At 64.7% G+C, this 16,062-nt stretch carries 16 protein-coding genes; 6 read left to right on the plus strand and 10 right to left on the minus strand.

Features of this window, described 5'->3' with window-relative positions:
• Window positions 1-32 precede the first annotated feature (32 nt).
• The 6 genes from XI05_RS37345 to XI05_RS37370 form a co-directional block, all read right to left on the minus strand.
• Window positions 33-1,868, minus strand: a complete 1,836-nt coding sequence (locus XI05_RS37345) for a thiamine pyrophosphate-requiring protein (protein ID WP_271511070.1) — start codon at window positions 1,866-1,868, stop codon at window positions 33-35.
• Window positions 1,774-4,704 (minus strand): ATP-binding protein, encoded by a 2,931-nt coding sequence (locus XI05_RS37350; protein WP_271511073.1) that lies wholly within the window; start codon window positions 4,702-4,704, stop codon window positions 1,774-1,776. The genes XI05_RS37345 and XI05_RS37350 overlap by 95 nt, the downstream gene beginning before the upstream one ends.
• Window positions 4,705-4,927: 223 nt before the next feature.
• Window positions 4,928-5,260, minus strand: a complete 333-nt coding sequence (locus XI05_RS37355) for a putative quinol monooxygenase (protein WP_271511077.1) — start codon at window positions 5,258-5,260, stop codon at window positions 4,928-4,930.
• Window positions 5,261-5,332: 72 nt separating this feature from the next.
• On the minus strand, window positions 5,333-6,166 hold the full coding sequence (locus tag XI05_RS37360) for a VOC family protein (RefSeq protein WP_271511079.1): 834 nt from the start codon (window positions 6,164-6,166) through the stop codon (window positions 5,333-5,335).
• Window positions 6,167-6,260: 94 nt separating this feature from the next.
• A complete protein-coding gene (locus tag XI05_RS37365) occupies window positions 6,261-7,274 on the minus strand; it encodes an aldo/keto reductase (RefSeq protein ID WP_271511082.1) in 1,014 nt (337 codons plus the stop codon).
• Between the two features lie 55 nt (window positions 7,275-7,329).
• Window positions 7,330-8,085: an alpha/beta fold hydrolase gene (locus tag XI05_RS37370; protein WP_271511085.1), complete on the minus strand. Its 756-nt coding sequence runs from the start codon at window positions 8,083-8,085 to the stop codon at window positions 7,330-7,332.
• A 332-nt stretch (window positions 8,086-8,417) separates the two neighbouring features.
• On the opposite strand from XI05_RS37370, the gene XI05_RS37375 reads away from it, so the two are divergent.
• The 3 genes from XI05_RS37375 (at window position 8,418) to XI05_RS37385 (ending at window position 10,566) form a co-directional block, all read left to right on the plus strand.
• A complete protein-coding gene (locus XI05_RS37375) occupies window positions 8,418-9,353 on the plus strand; it encodes a helix-turn-helix domain-containing protein (RefSeq protein WP_271511088.1) in 936 nt (311 codons plus the stop codon).
• 139 nt (window positions 9,354-9,492) lie between these two features.
• Window positions 9,493-10,182 carry a type 1 glutamine amidotransferase domain-containing protein gene (locus XI05_RS37380; protein WP_271511091.1) on the plus strand — a complete coding sequence of 230 codons (690 nt, stop codon included), beginning with the start codon at window positions 9,493-9,495 and terminating at the stop codon, window positions 10,180-10,182.
• A gap of 78 nt (window positions 10,183-10,260) precedes the next feature.
• Window positions 10,261-10,566: a putative quinol monooxygenase gene (locus tag XI05_RS37385; RefSeq protein WP_271511093.1), complete on the plus strand. Its 306-nt coding sequence runs from the start codon at window positions 10,261-10,263 to the stop codon at window positions 10,564-10,566.
• Between the two features lie 255 nt (window positions 10,567-10,821).
• Here the strand turns inward: XI05_RS37385 and XI05_RS37390 are convergent, their stop codons facing one another.
• The 4 genes from XI05_RS37390 to ku all read right to left on the minus strand — a co-directional run bounded on the left by XI05_RS37390 (window position 10,822) and on the right by ku (window position 13,186).
• Window positions 10,822-11,238, minus strand: coding sequence for a hypothetical protein (locus XI05_RS37390; protein ID WP_271511095.1), 417 nt, complete (start codon window positions 11,236-11,238; stop codon window positions 10,822-10,824).
• 226 nt (window positions 11,239-11,464) lie between these two features.
• The gene (locus XI05_RS37395) at window positions 11,465-11,629 is read right to left on the minus strand and encodes a Flp family type IVb pilin (protein WP_271511098.1); all 165 of its coding nucleotides are present in this window, start codon (window positions 11,627-11,629) and stop codon (window positions 11,465-11,467) included.
• A gap of 271 nt (window positions 11,630-11,900) precedes the next feature.
• Entirely contained in the window at window positions 11,901-12,137 is a 237-nt protein-coding gene (locus XI05_RS37400; RefSeq protein ID WP_172784238.1) for a hypothetical protein, read from the minus strand.
• A 59-nt stretch (window positions 12,138-12,196) separates the two neighbouring features.
• Window positions 12,197-13,186, minus strand: a complete 990-nt coding sequence (ku, locus tag XI05_RS37405) for a non-homologous end joining protein Ku (protein ID WP_271511100.1) — start codon at window positions 13,184-13,186, stop codon at window positions 12,197-12,199.
• A 230-nt stretch (window positions 13,187-13,416) separates the two neighbouring features.
• Here ku and XI05_RS37410 point away from each other — a divergent pair, with 230 nt between their 5' ends.
• The 3 genes from XI05_RS37410 to XI05_RS37420 all read left to right on the plus strand — a co-directional run bounded on the left by XI05_RS37410 (window position 13,417) and on the right by XI05_RS37420 (window position 15,973).
• Window positions 13,417-13,572 (plus strand): hypothetical protein, encoded by a 156-nt coding sequence (locus tag XI05_RS37410; RefSeq protein ID WP_162832009.1) that lies wholly within the window; start codon window positions 13,417-13,419, stop codon window positions 13,570-13,572.
• Between the two features lie 241 nt (window positions 13,573-13,813).
• Window positions 13,814-14,488 (plus strand): response regulator transcription factor, encoded by a 675-nt coding sequence (locus XI05_RS37415; RefSeq protein ID WP_036035233.1) that lies wholly within the window; start codon window positions 13,814-13,816, stop codon window positions 14,486-14,488.
• A gap of 108 nt (window positions 14,489-14,596) precedes the next feature.
• A complete protein-coding gene (locus XI05_RS37420; RefSeq protein ID WP_271511103.1) occupies window positions 14,597-15,973 on the plus strand; it encodes a sensor histidine kinase in 1,377 nt (458 codons plus the stop codon).
• The last annotated feature ends 89 nt before the right edge of the window (window positions 15,974-16,062 follow it).

A 16,062-nucleotide genomic window follows, 5' to 3' on the forward strand; every position in this document is an offset into this window, starting at 1 on the left:
GAGCCAGCGCTCGCAGCCATGCCCGGCCCGCCTCACGCCCCCGGCCGCGACACCTCGGTCTCCTTGGCCGTGATGAACTCCAGCAGCACCGGGATGCCCTCCCTCGTCTTCTGGATGCCGCGCTTGATCGCGGGCACGATGTCCTCGGGCCGCGTCACCCGCTCGCCATGGCCGCCGAAGGCGCGTGCCATCGCGGCGTAGTCGCCGGAGATGTCGGTCGAGCGATATTTTTCGGTCGAGATCGGCATCACCTTCAGCTCGATCGCCATCGAGAAATTGTTGAGCAGGATCGACATGATCGGGATGCGCTCGCGCACCGCGGTCTCGAAATCCATGCCGGTGAAGCCGATCGCAGCATCGCCCCAGACGTTGATGCAGAGCTTATCGGGCCTTGCCAGCTTGGCGCCCATCGCAAGACCGAGGCCGTAGCCGAGCTGCGTCGTCTTGCCCCAGCCGAGATAGGTGAGGGGTTTTACTGCTTTCCAGAACGGCGAGAGCTGGTCGCGCGGACTGCCGGCATCGTGGGTGATGATCGTATTCTCGATATCCACGGTGTGCTGCAAGTCCCACAGCACGCGATAGGGGCTCAAGGGCGCGTCATTGCTGGTCAGCTTCGGCATCCATTTCGCCAGCCATTCCTTGTGCAAGGCCGCGATCTCGGCCGCGACGGCCGATGCATCGCGATCCGCGGTGACGGTCTTGCCGATCTCCTCCAGCAGCGCGTCGAGCACGAGGCCGGCATCGCCGACGAGGCCGATCGCCGCTTCCACATCCTTGTTGAGATGATTGGGATCGAGCGTCGAATGAATGATGGTCTTGCCCTTCGGCATCGCGATGCCGAAATTGGTCTCGGTGAAGGAGCAGCCGATGCCGAAGATGACGTCGGCCTCGGCCAGAAACTTCGGCACCGCGCGCGGCACTGCGAGGCCGCCGGAGCCGAGCGACAGCGGATGCGTCTCCGGAAACGATGATTTGCCCCCCAAGCTGGTGGTGACGGGGATCGCCAGCCGCTCGGCGAGCCGTTTCAGCTGCGGCCAGGCCTGCGCGTAATGCACACCCTGGCCGGCATAGATCACCGGCCGTTTTGCATTCACGAGCAGGCCGGCGGCTTCCTTGACGTGAACGGGGTCGGCGCCGTAGCGGGTGCGCAGCACCGGCGTGTAGTTCAGCGGCTCCGGCACCTCCTCGTTCCACATGTCGGAGGGGATCTCGACGATCACGGGTCCGCCCCGGCCGTTCTTCAGCCTGGTGAAGGCGCGGCGAAAGATGTTGGCGACTTCGGTCGCGAGGATGATCGGCTCGGACGATTTCGCGAACGGCTTCATCGCCTCGCTGGAATTGAAGTTCGGCTCGATATGCGCCAGCCTGCGCTGATAGCCCATCGGCAGCACCAGCACGGGGACGGATTCGCCGAAGCATTGCGCGACGCCGCCCATCGCATTCTCCGCGCCGGGCCCGTGCTGCATGCAGAAGGCGCCGATGCTGCGCCCCGACGTCACCCGCGAGATCGCGTCCGCCATGTGGATGCCGACGCGCTCCTGCCGCACCATCACGGGCCGGATCTCGGCCTTGGCCGCGTGCTCGATCAGATGGTTGACCGGATAGCCGCAGAGGATCTCGATGCCCTCGCGCCTCATGATTTCCGCAATGGCGGTGCCGAGCTTCATGGCGTCTCTCTCCCTGGCAAGGCCGGTTGATCCGGCTTGTTGCGAAGAGAGGATCAGGAATTTCCGGAAGCGTAAAGCGCGCGCGGCGAGCGTGGCGGTAGGCCAGCTATGCGTCGCGAGCGTGCACCGGCTCCATCCTGTGATGGTCGCCGTAGCCGCGCGCGGTCGGCCGCACGCGCTGCAGCAGATGCGTGGCCGCAAGCAGATCCGGCGTCTCGAAGCCCTCGGTGAACTCGCCATAGATCGGCGAGAGCAGCCGGACAGCCCTGGACCTGCGGCCGGTCGCGATCCAGTGTGCCGCGAGATCGGTAGCGATCCGCAACTGGAATGTCATCGCGCCGATTTCGCGCGCTTCGGCCAGCGCTTGCTGCAGCCGCTTTTCGGCGCGCAGCGGCTCGCCCGCCTGGAGAAGGATCGCGGCGTCAACCCGCTGGAGCTCCGCCCGGCACCAGCGCTCGCCCTGGCGTTCCTGATGCTCGATCGCCCGGGTGATGGCCTGGCGCGCTTCCGCGATCCGCCCCTGCTTCAGATAGACGCGGGCGAGGACCGCAAGATAGCTGCCGATCCGCATCAAGAACCGGCATTCGATCAGCTCGTCGATGGCGGCTCGAATATCCTCCACCGCGCGTGGATCGCCCCTGAGGTCGCGAAGGCAGGCGGAGAAATAGCGCTCGACCGGAACCCAGCGCGAGATGCGCTCGCGTTCAAGGTTGCGACGCAGTCGCTCGGTGTAGCTCGCGAGCGCGTCCAGATTGCCGGTTTCGAGCGCGACGGGAAGTGCGGCGAGCCCGAGTGCGTTCGACTGCGACACCCAATGGCCACTGCGGTCAGCGGCGTCGACGGCGTCCTTGGCCAGCCTCGCCGCGTAGTCGGGTTGCCCTTGCATCCACGCCACGAACGGCAGGTTGAAGCGGACGGTGATGAACCGGTAGACTTCGTTCGCATCCTTGCGCGAACGGCTCTCTGCAAGCGAATAAGTCGCCGCGAGGCGATCGAGAACCGGGCGGCTCTTGCTCAACTTGCCGGCAAAAGCGCGGGCCCAGGCGAGTGCCCGATCGGCTTCGGACGTTGCCGTGAGGTCGCGGTCGCGGTCGGCAAGCTCCGTTGCTTCCTCGAGATAAGTCGTGGCGCGCGGCACCTCGCCAATCTGCAACAGGTAGAAGCCAAAGCCGACCAGCGCCCGCTGCTGATATTCGATGTTGCGGGCCCGCCTTGCAAAGAGGATGGCATCGAGCCAGGCAATCTCGTTCTCGTTCGACATTTTGCGGGCGTAGAATAGGCTCCATCCAAGGGCGCAGGCGAGTTTTGTCTTCGACAGATCGTCGCACGGGACGGTCTTGGACAATGCGAGCGCATCCGCCAATCGCGCCTGCGCTTCCGACAGGATCGACGTTTCCGACCACAAGGTGATCGCCGCAACCGTGAGCCTGATCCCGAGCACGGGATCGCCGTGCTCACCGAATGCCCATGAAAGAGCGGCGCGCAAGTCGGCGATGCGACCAAGGTAGCGCTGTGTCCAATCGGCCGGCTCGCGCCATTTCCACTCCTCCTCGGACTGCTCGAACAGCGTGAGGACACGTTGCGCATGACGGCGCAACGCCTGGTCGCAGGCCGGATCGGCCCGGCGCCGCTCGCCCGCGTAGCGGCACGTGCTGTCGAGCAGGCGATAGCGGAGGCTCGCGCCATGTGCCTGCGCGCTCAAGAGCGATTTGGCAACGAGACTGCCGAGGCCGGTGACGACGTCGACCGGCGTGAGCCCTGCCGCCTCCGCGACGAAGACCGCGTCCTCAACCTCGAACGCGTCACTGAACACCGAGAGCAGGCCGAACAGTCTGGCTTCCCGCTGCGACAGCAGCCTGAAGCTCCAGTCGATCGTCGCCATCAGCGTTTCATGGCGCGGCGGCGCGCCATCGGCGGCGGGGGCACGAAAACCCAGATTCTGGTCGAGCAACTCCACCAATTGGCGAGGATTGAACCTGCCGATTTGGGCTGCCGCCAATTCGATGGCCAGCGGGAGGCCGTCGAGCGAGTGGCAGATTGCGGCGAGGGCCTCGCAATCATCGTCGACGAATTGGTAGTCCGCCCATTCGGCGGCGCGGCTGACGAACAGCTGCACTGCCGGAAACCTGACGGCTTGATCGGCGGTCAGGGCGTGGCCGGGTCGTGGTGAGACCAGCGAGCCGAGCCGGACGACATGCTCGGTGGCGGTGCCGAGCGGTTCTCGGCTCGTCGCAAGCAGCCTGGACGGCGATGTGTCCGCCATGAACCTGCCGGCGAAGATCGTCGTGGCCGGCAGGACGTGCTCGCAATTGTCCAGAATGACCAGCATCTGCCGCGGTCTCAAATAGTCGATGGCCGCAGCCAGGCTGTTGTCCGGATTGCCCCTGATGCCGAGGGCCGTCACCAGAGCGGCGCCGAACAGCGTCGGGTCGGAGATCGTTGCGAGATCAACGAAGCACACGCCGTCGCGGCACTGTGGCGAAAATGCCTGGGCTACAGCCAAGGCAACCGTCGTCTTGCCGATTCCTCCTGCGCCAGCCAGAGTCACGTGCCTGTTGCCGGTCAGCAGACCCGTGATTTCGTCGATTTCCGCTTCACGACCGACGATGCCGCGCAGCAATGGCGGACTGGACGAGGGGAGCGGTTCGGCGAGCGCAAGATCGTCCTCGACCTCGCCGATGCTGATCTGCACCTCCGCGATGAACTTGTATCCGCGGCGCGCCACGGTCGCGATGTAGACGGGCTCGATCTGCGTATCTCCCAGCGAACGCCGCAAGCTCCACATGTTGACCTTGAGATTGCTGTCGTGGAGGAAGGTGCCCGGCCAGGCGGCCGCCATCAGCTCATTCTTGCTGACCAGCTCGCCGCAGCGTTGCACCAGCAGCTGCAAAAGCTCGAATGCGCGTCCACCCAGCTTGACGGGGCGTCCTTCGAGAAGGAGCAACTGGCGGCGGGGAACGAGTCGAAAAGGGCCGAAGCAGTAGGTGAGCTCCCGCCGGTCTGTGCCCCGTTGTCGTATCTCCGTGGCAGCCCGCATTGCTCATTGCCAATCGATCGAATTGATCGACCGTAATTATCATGCACTGCAATATTTTTGAAGAGAGCGGTTCCGAATTCGTACGATTTGCCGCAGGACGGTTGCGACAAAACGCTCGCGCGGGACGGTTCGGCTATCTTTTGGGCTTGCCAAGCATGGTCATGCGCATGACTTCGACACCGCCGTCGGCAAGTTCCGGAAGCTTGGCGAACCAATCCTTCACTTAGGGCATCGCGTTGTGTGCATCGAAATCGGCCTGGCTGGCGAACACTTCGTAGAAGATGAAGTGGCCGGGCTTGGCGCGGTCTTCCTGAAGGAAATAGACCAGGTTCTTGGGATCGCTGCGGACCAGGTCGATCAGCGGCAAGGTGGCGGCGCGCAGCATGTCTTCTTTTCCGGGCTTGGCGCGCACCTGCGCCACCACGGAATATGCACCCTCCGGGATCTCCTGGTAGTGCACGCGCGGCGTTTCCTGAGCCACGGCCGGACGCGTCGCCGGCGCCGTAGCGGCGGCGATCAGCAGGGCGGCAAGCGAGCTGTGGACGAGAGTTTGCATGGTGAAGTCCTCGAGATGTGACTGTATCGCCGGGTGACCGGCTAAGGCACTGACCGCCGCCCGCACGAGAGTCTAGCGCACGATGGTCTGCTGCCGTTTTGCCAAGGCCTCGCTGAAGCGCTTCTTGACCGGACCGAGCGCCTTGACGAACTCGAGCTGCTCCCCCTCCGGTCCCTTGCAGTAGATCAGCTCCCAGCCGTTCGAGGGTTCGGCGGTCACCCGGTTCGTGTTGGTGCTGCGGGGCGCGGCCTTGCGATCCGCTTCCGTCATGACGCGGATGGTGCGGTTCGCTCTCACCTGCGTCATGCCGCGGCGTGCCGATTCCGCTTCGAGATCGGCAATGAACTTGTTGAAGTCGACATCGTCGCGAACATAGAAGCAGATGTGCATCATGCGCGGGAAAGCAGGGCTCATGTGCTCCACCGGTTCGGCGAAGCTCTTCGCGCTGCCCATGGGCTGATCAGCCTCGCGATATTGCAGCAGCTCCAGCACCATGTTGTCGAACTGGATGAAGCGGACGTCGAGCCGCTGCGCTCCGCTTCGCAAATCGGGCACGCCGATGGTTCGCGGATTGACCCCGCGTGCGTTCGCCTCGATCTCCTGGTCGGCGAGCAGCGTGTTCTGCACCCCGTCGCCCTGGAAGTCGCCGTGCCGGAACACCTCGGTGCCGCCCAGCACCTCCGTGTAGAACTGGTAGGCTCGTTCCATGTTCTGGACCGTCAGCCCGAAATGCTGGACGCCCTGGAGCCGCGCGTTGAGCGGCGCCTCGTCGCGCTCGGCGTCCTGTGTCGCGGCCCGTGCGTCGATTGCCGTGCCGACGACGAGGCCCGTGACGACGGCTGCGCCGGCGGTCTGGAGCAGGGCGCGGCGATCCATGTCGGTGGCGTTGTCGGCTTCATCTGTCATGTCGCTCTCCTTGGTCGTTCGGTGGATTGGTCTGCGTTGTCCTGCCGGCGAGAGCGGTGCTCGGCCGGGGTAAACCTGCCGCGCCCTCGGGCTTTCAATCGGCGGCGGGAAGCGGAGCTGCGGGGCTGACCAGCCCCTCGGCGCGGAGCTCGCGCCAGAAGTCCGACGGGATGGCCTCCTCGAGCGCAGCGCGATCCTCGGCGATGCGGCCCGGGCGGCTCGCACCGGGAATGACGGCCGCGACCACCGGATGGGCGAGCGCGAACTGCAGGCCGGCCGCCTTCATGCTGATGCCATAGCGGTCTGCGATCGCTTTGATCCGCGCCACCTTCTGGAGGATTTCGGGAGGCGCCGGCGCATATTCGAAGTTCGGGCCTCCAACGAGTGCACCAGAACTGTAGGGTCCGCCGACGACGATCGCGAGCTCGTGCTCCGCGACCACCGGCATCACCCGCTGCAGCGCCCTTGCGTGGTCGAGCAGCGTGTATCGGCCCGCCAGCAGAAAGCCGTCGGGGCGCGGCTCGTCCAGCGCGAGCAGCAACTCGATCGGCTCGACCCGGTTGACGCCGAGGCCCCACGCCTTGATCACGCCCTCGTCGCGCAGCCGGTCGAGCGCTCTAAAGGCGCCCTTGCGGGCGCTTTCGAACACCGAGAGCCACTCGTCGCCGTAGAAATCCTGCGCAACGTCGTGCACGAAAGCGACGTCGATGTGGGAGGTCGCGAGCCGCTTCAGGCTGTCCTCGATGGAGCGCAACGTTCCGTCCCGGGAATAGTCGTTCACGATGCGGTTCGGGCGTCCGTGTCTGAAGACGCCGCCCTTCTCGCCGAGATCACGGGCATCGACATCCTCGATCTCGTCCAGGATCAGGCGGCCGACCTTGGTGCTGACGACGTAGTCGCTGCGCGGCCGGCCGGCGAGCGCGGCGCCGATGCGGATCTCGGCAAGACCCGCGCCGTAGAACGGCGCGGTGTCGAAATAGCGGATGCCGTCGTCCCAGGCCGCATTCACCGTCGCGAGGGCTTCCTGCTCCGGGATGTCGCGAAACATGTTGCCGAGCGGCGCCGCGCCGAACCCCAGTTTTCCCGGCAGAATATCCTTCAGGGCCATGTTGCAAGTCCTTGTCTGCGGCAGGCAAGTCCGTCGGTGTGCGGCGCAGCCGATCTCAGTCGGTCGCGGACGTGTCCGCGCTTCTGATGAAGGCCGCGACCTCGCGCGGATGCGACAGCATCACCGCGTGGCTGCTTTTGATCTCCGTCACCTTCGCGCCAGAGCGCTTGGCCATGGTGCGCAGCAAGCTCGGAGGGATAATGTGATCCTCCATCGTCACCATGTAATAGGTCGGCTTCGTCTTCCAGGCCACGCGCTCGACCTTGGTCTGCACCGCCTGCAGTCCAAACGGCAATTGCGCCGCAGCCATGAAGCGGGTCGTGGCCGGGTCGACACCGGCGGCGAAGGAGCTCGGGAATTTATCGCGCTCGACGAAGAGATAATTGCCCTCAGTGACCAGCGGACCCTTGTGCTCGCCGGGCGGCACGGGTGCTTCCGACAGCGTGCTGACCGACTCCCCGACATCGGGCGCATATGCCGCGAGATAGACGAGGCTGCGAACCTTCGGGTTGTCGCCGGCCTCCGTGATGACCATTCCGCCATAGGAATGTCCGACCAGAATGACCGGATGCCGCGCTCTGGCGATCACGCGTTCGGTCTCCGCGACGTCGTCACGAAGCGAGATCGTCGGCTGCTGCACGACGAGCACCTCATAGCCGGCCTTCGAGAGAATGTCGTAGGTGTCCTTCCAGCCCGATCCGTCGACGAAGGCGCCGTGGACGAGGACGATGGAGACGGTCCTCTCGGCCGCGACGGCGGCGGAGGCCGTTGCGATCGACATTGCAGCAAGCGCAAAGATAAGCGTCTTCATAACAGGCTCCGATCTCGATACGGCGACATTGCCGTTGATGCGCCTTCTAGCGCGCGGCGGCATTGCGGTATTTCCGATTCCTGCGCGATGACGTACGCATCTTGCTGAGGTGCGACGAGATCAGCTTTCGAAGCCGAACACGCCTGGCTCCAAGCCTTTGCCTTGCCTGGCTTTTACCTCTTTTAACCGCGCCGCCTCTGGACTTCGCTGGCGCGGCTTGTGAGTAATTCACGATCGGCGTGGCAGTGACCGGGGCTGCAACTCACCACCGGATGGAATGATCGCTCGCGCGATACGGGGCCGGGATTCGCCGCAACGAAGCGGAGGTCGTGATGGCGCTCGTGACGCATGGAGATCAGAAGTACGAGAACAGCGAGAAGCTCGCGGAGGCCAATGATTGGCCAGGGCTGAGCATCGAGCATCGCAAGTTCGAGGCGGGCCGTCAGGCAACGCCCGTTCCCATCTGCACCGAGCTCGTCATGCTGTTGTCGGGCGGCGGGATGGTGTGCCGCGCCGGCAACGGCGAAGTCCAGAAAAGCCTGGCACGGCCGGGGATGAGTTATCTCGTGCCCGTGGGGACGCAGGAGAGCCATCTCGAGCTTTCCGACCGGATGGAATGCCTTCATCTCTATCTGCCGCCGGCGCTGCTCGACCACAGCGCACTTGCGGATTTCGACATCGACCCGGCAAAGGTCGAGATCGCTTACGCCCACGGTCTGGCGGACCAGGTGCTCTTCCACATCTGCTCGCCGCTTCGCGATCTGCTCCATCGCCCGCGCCAGCCGACCGACGCGCTGTTCGTGGAGGGGATCCAGGTCGCCCTCGCGGCGCATCTTCTGGGCAATTACACGATCGACCGTTGGCGCGCGCCCGACAAGTCACCGGCGCTCGACCCGCGGCGCCTCCAGCGCGTGCTGGACTATGTCGAGGCTTCTCTCGGCAGCGATGTCAGGCTCGAGGATCTGGCGGCCCAGGCCTGCCTCAGCCCCTATCATTTTTCCCGGCTGTTTCGCGAAGCGACCGGACTGTCACCGCACCGTTACGTCACCGATCGCCGCGTCCACGCCGCGCGACAGGAGCTCGCGCGTGACCGCTTGTCCCTGGTCGAGATTGCCCTGGAGTTCGGTTTCGGCTCGCAGGCCAATTTCACGCGCGTCTTCCGCAAGGCCGCAAATCTCACGCCGGGGCAGTATCGCGAATTGTGCTGCGGCCAGGCCGAGGTGAAGGCGGATCGCTCCGATACGGCTTTCCGCAGGGATTGCGCATGATCGCGCAGGAATCGGAAATACGGTGCAGCGTGCATCGGGCAGATCCACATAATAGAGCCAGGATCCCGACAACAAGAATATTGGTCGGCCAGTCGTGGTGTTGTCGGCCTAAACACACAGCGTCAGAAAGGAGAAAACCGTGACCCAGCATGTCCTCTTCATTGTCACCAACGCAGCCGTGATCGGTCCGCATAGTCGCAAGACCGGCTTCTTTTTCGCCGAGGTCGCCCATCCTTTCGAGGTGCTCGACAAGGCCGGGGTCGCCGTGGAGTTCGCGTCCCCGGCCGGGGGGTGGACGCCTTACGATGCGTACGACGAGAAAGATCCCGCTCAGAAGGATTTTCTCGCGAGCAAGGCCTTTCGCCGCTTGAATCACAGTCGCAAATTGTCCGAGGTGGACGCCGCCGACTACGACGCCATCCTGGTGCCCGGCGGACTTGGGCCCATGGTGGACATCCAGCGCAACGCAACGGTCCAGAGTGCCATCGTGCGTGCCTGGAGCACTGGCAAGCTCGTCGCCGCGGTTTGTCACGGGCCATGCGCGCTGCTTGGCGTTGACCTTGGCGATGGCGTCCCTTTCGTGCGCGGCAAGAAGCTCACGTCCTTCTCGAAGAAGGAAGAGTACGACTACGCCCGCGATGACGTGCCTTACGAGCTTGAGGACGCGTTGAGGGCAGAGGGTGCCGATTACTCGTCCGCAGCCAACTGGCAACCTCACGTCGTCGTCGATGGCCGGCTCATCACGGGGCAGAACCCCGCGTCGGCCGGAGCGCTGGGAAAAGAGTTGCTGGCCGCCCTCAAGGATAGGAGCAGCGCCGCGAAGATTTGAAGATTCGCAAGTGTGGAAATCGAGAGGGATGGGCTCGGCATCTGAAGCCGCGCTTACCCTCTCATGGGGAGCCATCGAATGACGCAATCGCCATCCAAGATCACTGCTATCCTGGTTGCTCGCCCCGGCAAGTCCGCTGAACTCAGCGCATTGCTTGTCGGCATGGCACCGCCTTCCAGGGCTGAGCCTGGCAACCTGCGCTGGGATGTCTGGCGCGACATATCGAACGAAGATCGCTACGTTCTCGACGAGCTGTACCGCGACATTGCGGCCGTCGAAGCTCACCGAGCCTCGCCGCATTATCAGGCCTACCTGGCCAAAATTCCCGAGCTGGCTGATCGGACGGCCGTGGTCTCGGAAGCGCTCGAGGTTGGAGACAGGTGAACGGCGTCGGCGAACCTTCGAAGTAGCTGCATCCCAATTTGCAGTAGGGCTATCGCATTTGGGAATTTTTCCCCGCTGCCATCCTTCGAGACGCCCGCTTTGGGCGGGCTCCTCAGGATGAGGGCGGAGTGCGCGGCAGCAGGTTCAACGAGCACTCATGCTGATTAGCCTCATCCTGAGGAGGCGCGCAAGCGCCGTCTCGAAGGACGAGGCGTGCGCGCAGACCGCCGCCACAAGTCATATGCGATTGCCCTGCTATTTGCAGTTCTGGCAGATCATCAGCTTTCGCTTCAACGCCTCATCTTCCTGATCGAGGCCAATTGCATCTGGATTGGACCTGGCGTCCCTTGCCGCGCGTGAACGCACAGGCGGCGCCACGCGGCTCGGCGTGTCAACGTCATCGACGGTGCCGACGCTGAAGCCATCGTAGTCGGCGGCCGGATTCGGCACCGGTTGAGGCGCGCCAATCACGGAAGGCTCTCTGCTGGACGCCGCCGGCGGAGCTCTGTTCGTCGTCACCCGCGCGGGCTTAGGGGCACCCGGGCGTGGCGGCGATGCATCGGGCGGAGCAAGCGAAACCGGCGGCGCGGCCGAAGTCTGGCCTCGCGCGCTGTCGTGCGACCACGCGACGACAAACATGAGGCCGAGAGCCAGGAGCGTCACGTTTCTCATCCGCATCCTTTCGGCAGCGCTGGTTGATCGATTGACGGCACGGCTCGTCGAGCCCGCTCGCCGAAGAATATCAGCACTCAGAGGGCCGTCAAAGCGCCGTAGCCTGGATGGAGCGAAGCGCAATCCGGGGCTATGTCGTGAACCAGGAACAGATGCTGTTGACCCAGATCATGGCCCGCAAGTCGGCGGGCACGGGCCAGCCGCTGCGCAGGCCGTTGGCCGGCGGTTACTTCATCGCCGTGCTGACCGAGTTGAACTTGTTGTTGAGCAGCGCGGCGCCCGTGCTGTTGACGATGGTCACGATTGCCAGAGCGATCCCTGCGGCGATCAGGCCGTACTCGATTGCGGTCGCGGCATTCTCATCGGCAAGAAAGGACCTAAGCAGACGCATTGCCAACTCCTGTTCATCCGATCCGATGGAAGGTCGCGTCGTTATCGGACTTGCAAATCGATCGAATAAGTCTTCGTGCGCGCCAAATGAATCGAGCGAGGACGATCGCACCTTATCTCCTACGACGGCATTCATTAAATTAAGGTTCCGTGGTTCCGTCCAAATGAAGTCAAATCGGCCGCGCCGCGCGGGCATTGCCCTCCGTGCTGTGGCCCTTAACCGATTGTTGAGCCTGTTCGTCAACGAATAGGCAGGGACATGTCGATCGCGCTCATCCGCGCCGGCCGTCCGCATTCAGCGCCCGCAACATCGCGATGCGCGCGAACATCACCCAGCCGCCGCCGGTCTCGGCCGCATTGATCAAGGTCTCGATCGCGGTCTGCCAATGCGCCTCGTGCTGGGCGTCCTCGGGCAGCTGCATGATGTAGTCGGCGGCCTCTTGAAGCGTGAGCAGCTTGCGCTTGTTGCTCACGCGCACGGGATCGTCGAACGCCGTCGACCAGGGCATGTCAGGCCGGCCGATCGGCGAGGAGAGACATCACGGCGCGATCGCGGGGTGTGATGCCGTTAGCCGGCCTTCTTTGCCCGCGCGGGGGCGCGCACCGGCTTGTCGGCGGCCTTCTTCGGGGTGGTCGCAGCCTTGGCCGCAGCGTCCTTGCCGCCCTTGCCTGATATCGGCAGCAGCATCTCGCGCTGGCCCTCGACGCGCTTCTTCGGCTTCTTCGCCTTGGTGTCCTTGGCCGTGTCCCTGGCGACCTTCGCCGCGGGCGCAGCCTCCTTCTCGCTCGCGATGCTCTTCTTCAGCGCGTCCATCAGGCTGATGACGTTGCCGCCGGTCTTCGGTGCGGCCTTGGCGGTGATCGGCATGCCGCTGCGCTTCTTGTTGATGAGATCGATCAGAGCGGTCTCGTAATGATCCTCGAACAGCTCGGGCTCGAACGCGCCGGACTTCTTCTCGACGATGTGCTTGGCAAGGTCGAGCATGTCCCGCGTCAGCTTCACGTCCTGGATGTCGTCGAAATATTCCTTCTCGCTGCGGACCTCGTAGGGGTAGCGCAGCAGCGTGCCCATCAGCCCGTTCTCGAGCGGCTCCAGCGCGATGATGTGCTCGCGGTTGGTCAGCACCACGCGGCCGATCGCGACCTTGTCCATGCTGCGGATGGTCTCACGGATCACGGCATAGGCGTCGTGGCCGACCTTGCCGTCCGGCACGAGATAGTAGGGGCGGATCAGATAGCGGTTGTCGATGTCGGCCTTGGGCACGAACTCGTCGATCTCGATGGTGTGGGTGGAGTCGAGCGCGATGTCGTCCAGCTCGTCCTTGGTGACCTCGATATAGGTGTCGGTGTCGACCTTGTAGCCCTTGACGATGTCCTCCGAGGTCACCTCGTCGCCGGTCTCGGCATCGACCTTGAGATACTTGATGCGGTGGCCGGTCTTGCGGTTGATCTGGTTGAACGAGACCTTCTCGGTATCCGAAGTAGCCGGATAGAGCGCGACCGGGCAGGTCACGAGCGACAGACGCAGAAAACCCTTCCAATTGGCGCGGGGGGCCATGGGCTACTCCAGACGCAACAGAGGACAAGCCCTGAAGATACCATCGCCCAGTTGCGAATCATAGCAAGCGCCGGCGCGGAATCTCGCAACGGCGTTAATCGCCGCCTGCACCGTGTGGCGTGGCGGGCCCATGGCCCGGAACATCGCCCGAGATGACGCGTTGCCCCGGCAGTTCATCGCCGCGAGGAGGTCGCGGCCATCCGACGCGACAGCCACAGATTGAGGTCACCATGGCAACCACGCGAGAGCAGAACCGGATCGTCGAAACTCCGACCGAGGCGCGCCAGGGCGAGCCTGGGCCTTCGGTGGCGGCGCTGCTCGCCATCTCGACCGGGCTTGCGATCCTGATCCTCGCCGTCGTCTGGTTCGTGTTCTTCCGGACCTGACGGCCGGCAAGGCACGCCGGCACCTTCCGGCTCGCCGCGCGATGCGGCACCTTGCGCCCACCATGCCGCCGGCTCCTCCGGCGGCATGGTGGGCGCAGTCGCATGTGCGCGCGGCAGGTCGTATATGACCAAAAAGTAACGTCGGCCGGTTCCCCGCGTTCATATTCGGTTCACGCCGGAATTGCTCATCTCTGGCGGTGTTCAACTCGCCTGTTCTGGCAGCCCATCTTTGGAGAGAAGCGTGCGCCTGCTCGTTGTTGAGGACGACCCCGATCTCAATCGCCAGCTCACCAAGGCGCTGACCGACGCCGGCTATGTCGTCGATCGGGCCTTCGACGGGGAGGAGGGGCACTATCTCGGCGACAACGAGCCGTATGACGCCGTGGTGCTCGATATCGGCCTGCCCAAGAAGGACGGCATCTCGGTGCTGGAGGCCTGGCGCCGCAACGGCCGCACCATGCCGGTCCTGATCCTCACCGCACGCGACCGCTGGAGCGACAAGGTGCAGGGCTTCGATGCCGGCGCCGACGATTACGTGGCAAAGCCGTTCCATCTGGAGGAGGTGCTGGCGCGCATCCGCGCCCTGCTGCGCCGCTCCACCGGCCATGCCCAGAGCGAATTGACCTGCGGCCCGGTTACGCTCGATACCCGGACCGGCCGGGTCAGCGTCTCCGGCAATCCCGTCAAGATGACCTCGCACGAATATCGGCTTCTGGCCTACCTGATGCACCATTCCGGGCGGGTGGTCTCGCGCACCGAGCTGGTCGAGCATCTCTACGACCAGGATTTCGACCGCGACTCCAACACCATCGAGGTCTTCGTCGGCCGCATCCGCAAGAAGCTCGACGTCGACATCATCCAGACCGTCCGCGGCCTCGGTTATCTCCTGACCCCGCCGCCGGCGCCGGGCGCTTGAGGCGTTCCGGCCTTTAAGTATCTTGGCTTGACGGCAGGCCGAACAGGGCCCTTGGTCCGGTCATGACGTCCGACCACCTGCCATCCTGCACCGCCCGGGATCATTCCGATGGCCGCTAGCTCGCTTGCGAACCGACTGTTCCTGTCGGCGACCGCCTGGCTCGTGGTGATCCTGGCCATCACGGGAATCGTGCTGTCGTCGGTCTACAAGAACGCCACCGAGCGCGCCTTCGACCGCCGGCTCAATCTCTATCTGCGCACCCTTATCGCGGAGGTCGCGACCCCCGACGAGCCGCCGGACCGCCAGTTCCAGTCGCTCGGTGAGCCCCTGTTCGAGCTGCCGCTGTCCGGCTGGTACTGGCAGATCACCCGCACCGACACCGAAAAGCCGGAAGTGCGCTCCTCGCGCTCGCTCTGGGACAAGAAGCTGCCGAAGCTGGAAGAGCAGGGCGCCGAGCTCACCGCCGCCGGCATCCGCCTCGCTTACGTCGACGGGCCGGAAGGGCAGAATCTGCGCATGGTGGAACGGCCGGTCGATCTCGGCGCCGACGGCAAATTTCTGGTCAGCGTCGCCGGGGACGACACCGAGATCTTCGACGAGACGCGCAGCTTCGACTACTATCTCGGCGGCACCTTCACCGCGCTCGGCATCGTGCTGCTGCTGACGACCGTGTTCCAGGTCCGCTTCGGCCTTGCACCGCTCAAGCGCATCTCGGAATCGATCGCCGACATCCGCTCCGGGCGGGCAGAACGGCTCGAGGGTGAATTCCCGGTCGAGATCGCGCCGCTGGCGCGCGAGACCAACGCGCTGATCGACGCCAATCGCGAGATCGTCGAGCGCGCGCGCACCCATGTCGGCAATCTCGCTCATGCGATCAAGACGCCGCTCTCGGTCATCGTCAACGAAGCCACCGCGCACGCCGCCGATCCCTTCGCGGAGAAGGTGATGGAGCAGGCGGACGTGATGCGCGACCAGGTCGCCCATCATCTGGAGCGCGCCCGCATCGCGGCGCGGGTCTCGGTGGTCGCGACCGTGACGGAGGTGGCGCCCGCCATCGAGGCGCTGCGGCGGACCATGGAGAAGATCCATCGCGACCGCGGCATCGTGGTCGAAGCCAAGGCCGATCCGTCCGCCAGGTTTCGGGGGGAGCGGCAGGATCTGGAGGAGATGGTCGGCAATCTCGTCGACAACGCCTGCAAATGGGCGGCCTCGCGCGTCTTCATCGAGGTCCTCGTCGAGCCGCCCCCCAAGGCCGGCGCCGGCCCGCGTTTGCGGGTCATCGTCGATGACGACGGCCGCGGCCTGTCGGAAGCGGAGCGGGCCCAGGTCGCCCGGCGCGGGCAGCGCCTCGACGAATCCAAGCCCGGATCGGGGCTGGGGCTGTCGATCGTGACCGACCTCGCCGCCCTCTATGGCGGCAACCTTTCGCTCGGCAGCGCGCCGACCGGCGGCCTGCGCGCCGAGCTGGTTCTTCCGGGCTTATAATCCCTTGTTTCGACGACAATTTCCGGCATGGCCGGCGCTCCTCCAGGGAAGAGCGGGGGCATTCGAGGCAGCTTCCTAAACGGCTTCTT

This window comes from Bradyrhizobium sp. CCBAU 11357 (genome assembly GCF_028128865.1).
GTDB lineage: Bacteria > Pseudomonadota > Alphaproteobacteria > Rhizobiales > Xanthobacteraceae > Bradyrhizobium.

Bases quoted from the DNA above. Each gene is read 5' to 3' on its own strand.
- XI05_RS37420 (WP_271511103.1), top strand. From the start codon at position 14,597: ATGGCCGCTAGCTCGCTTGCGAACCGACTGTTCCTGTCGGCGACCGCC.
- XI05_RS37390 (WP_271511095.1), bottom strand. From the start codon at position 11,238: ATGAGAAACGTGACGCTCCTGGCTCTCGGCCTCATGTTTGTCGTCGCG.
- XI05_RS37350 (WP_271511073.1), bottom strand. From the start codon at position 4,704: ATGCGGGCTGCCACGGAGATACGACAACGGGGCACAGACCGGCGGGAG.
- XI05_RS37370 (WP_271511085.1), bottom strand. From the start codon at position 8,085: ATGAAGACGCTTATCTTTGCGCTTGCTGCAATGTCGATCGCAACGGCC.
- XI05_RS37355 (WP_271511077.1), bottom strand. From the start codon at position 5,260: ATGCAAACTCTCGTCCACAGCTCGCTTGCCGCCCTGCTGATCGCCGCC.
- XI05_RS37395 (WP_271511098.1), bottom strand. From the start codon at position 11,629: ATGCGTCTGCTTAGGTCCTTTCTTGCCGATGAGAATGCCGCGACCGCA.
- XI05_RS37365 (WP_271511082.1), bottom strand. From the start codon at position 7,274: ATGGCCCTGAAGGATATTCTGCCGGGAAAACTGGGGTTCGGCGCGGCG.
- XI05_RS37400 (WP_172784238.1), bottom strand. From the start codon at position 12,137: ATGCCCTGGTCGACGGCGTTCGACGATCCCGTGCGCGTGAGCAACAAG.
- XI05_RS37410 (WP_162832009.1), top strand. From the start codon at position 13,417: ATGGCAACCACGCGAGAGCAGAACCGGATCGTCGAAACTCCGACCGAG.
- XI05_RS37385 (WP_271511093.1), top strand. From the start codon at position 10,261: ATGACGCAATCGCCATCCAAGATCACTGCTATCCTGGTTGCTCGCCCC.
- ku (WP_271511100.1), bottom strand. From the start codon at position 13,186: ATGGCCCCCCGCGCCAATTGGAAGGGTTTTCTGCGTCTGTCGCTCGTG.
- XI05_RS37375 (WP_271511088.1), top strand. From the start codon at position 8,418: ATGGCGCTCGTGACGCATGGAGATCAGAAGTACGAGAACAGCGAGAAG.
- XI05_RS37360 (WP_271511079.1), bottom strand. From the start codon at position 6,166: ATGACAGATGAAGCCGACAACGCCACCGACATGGATCGCCGCGCCCTG.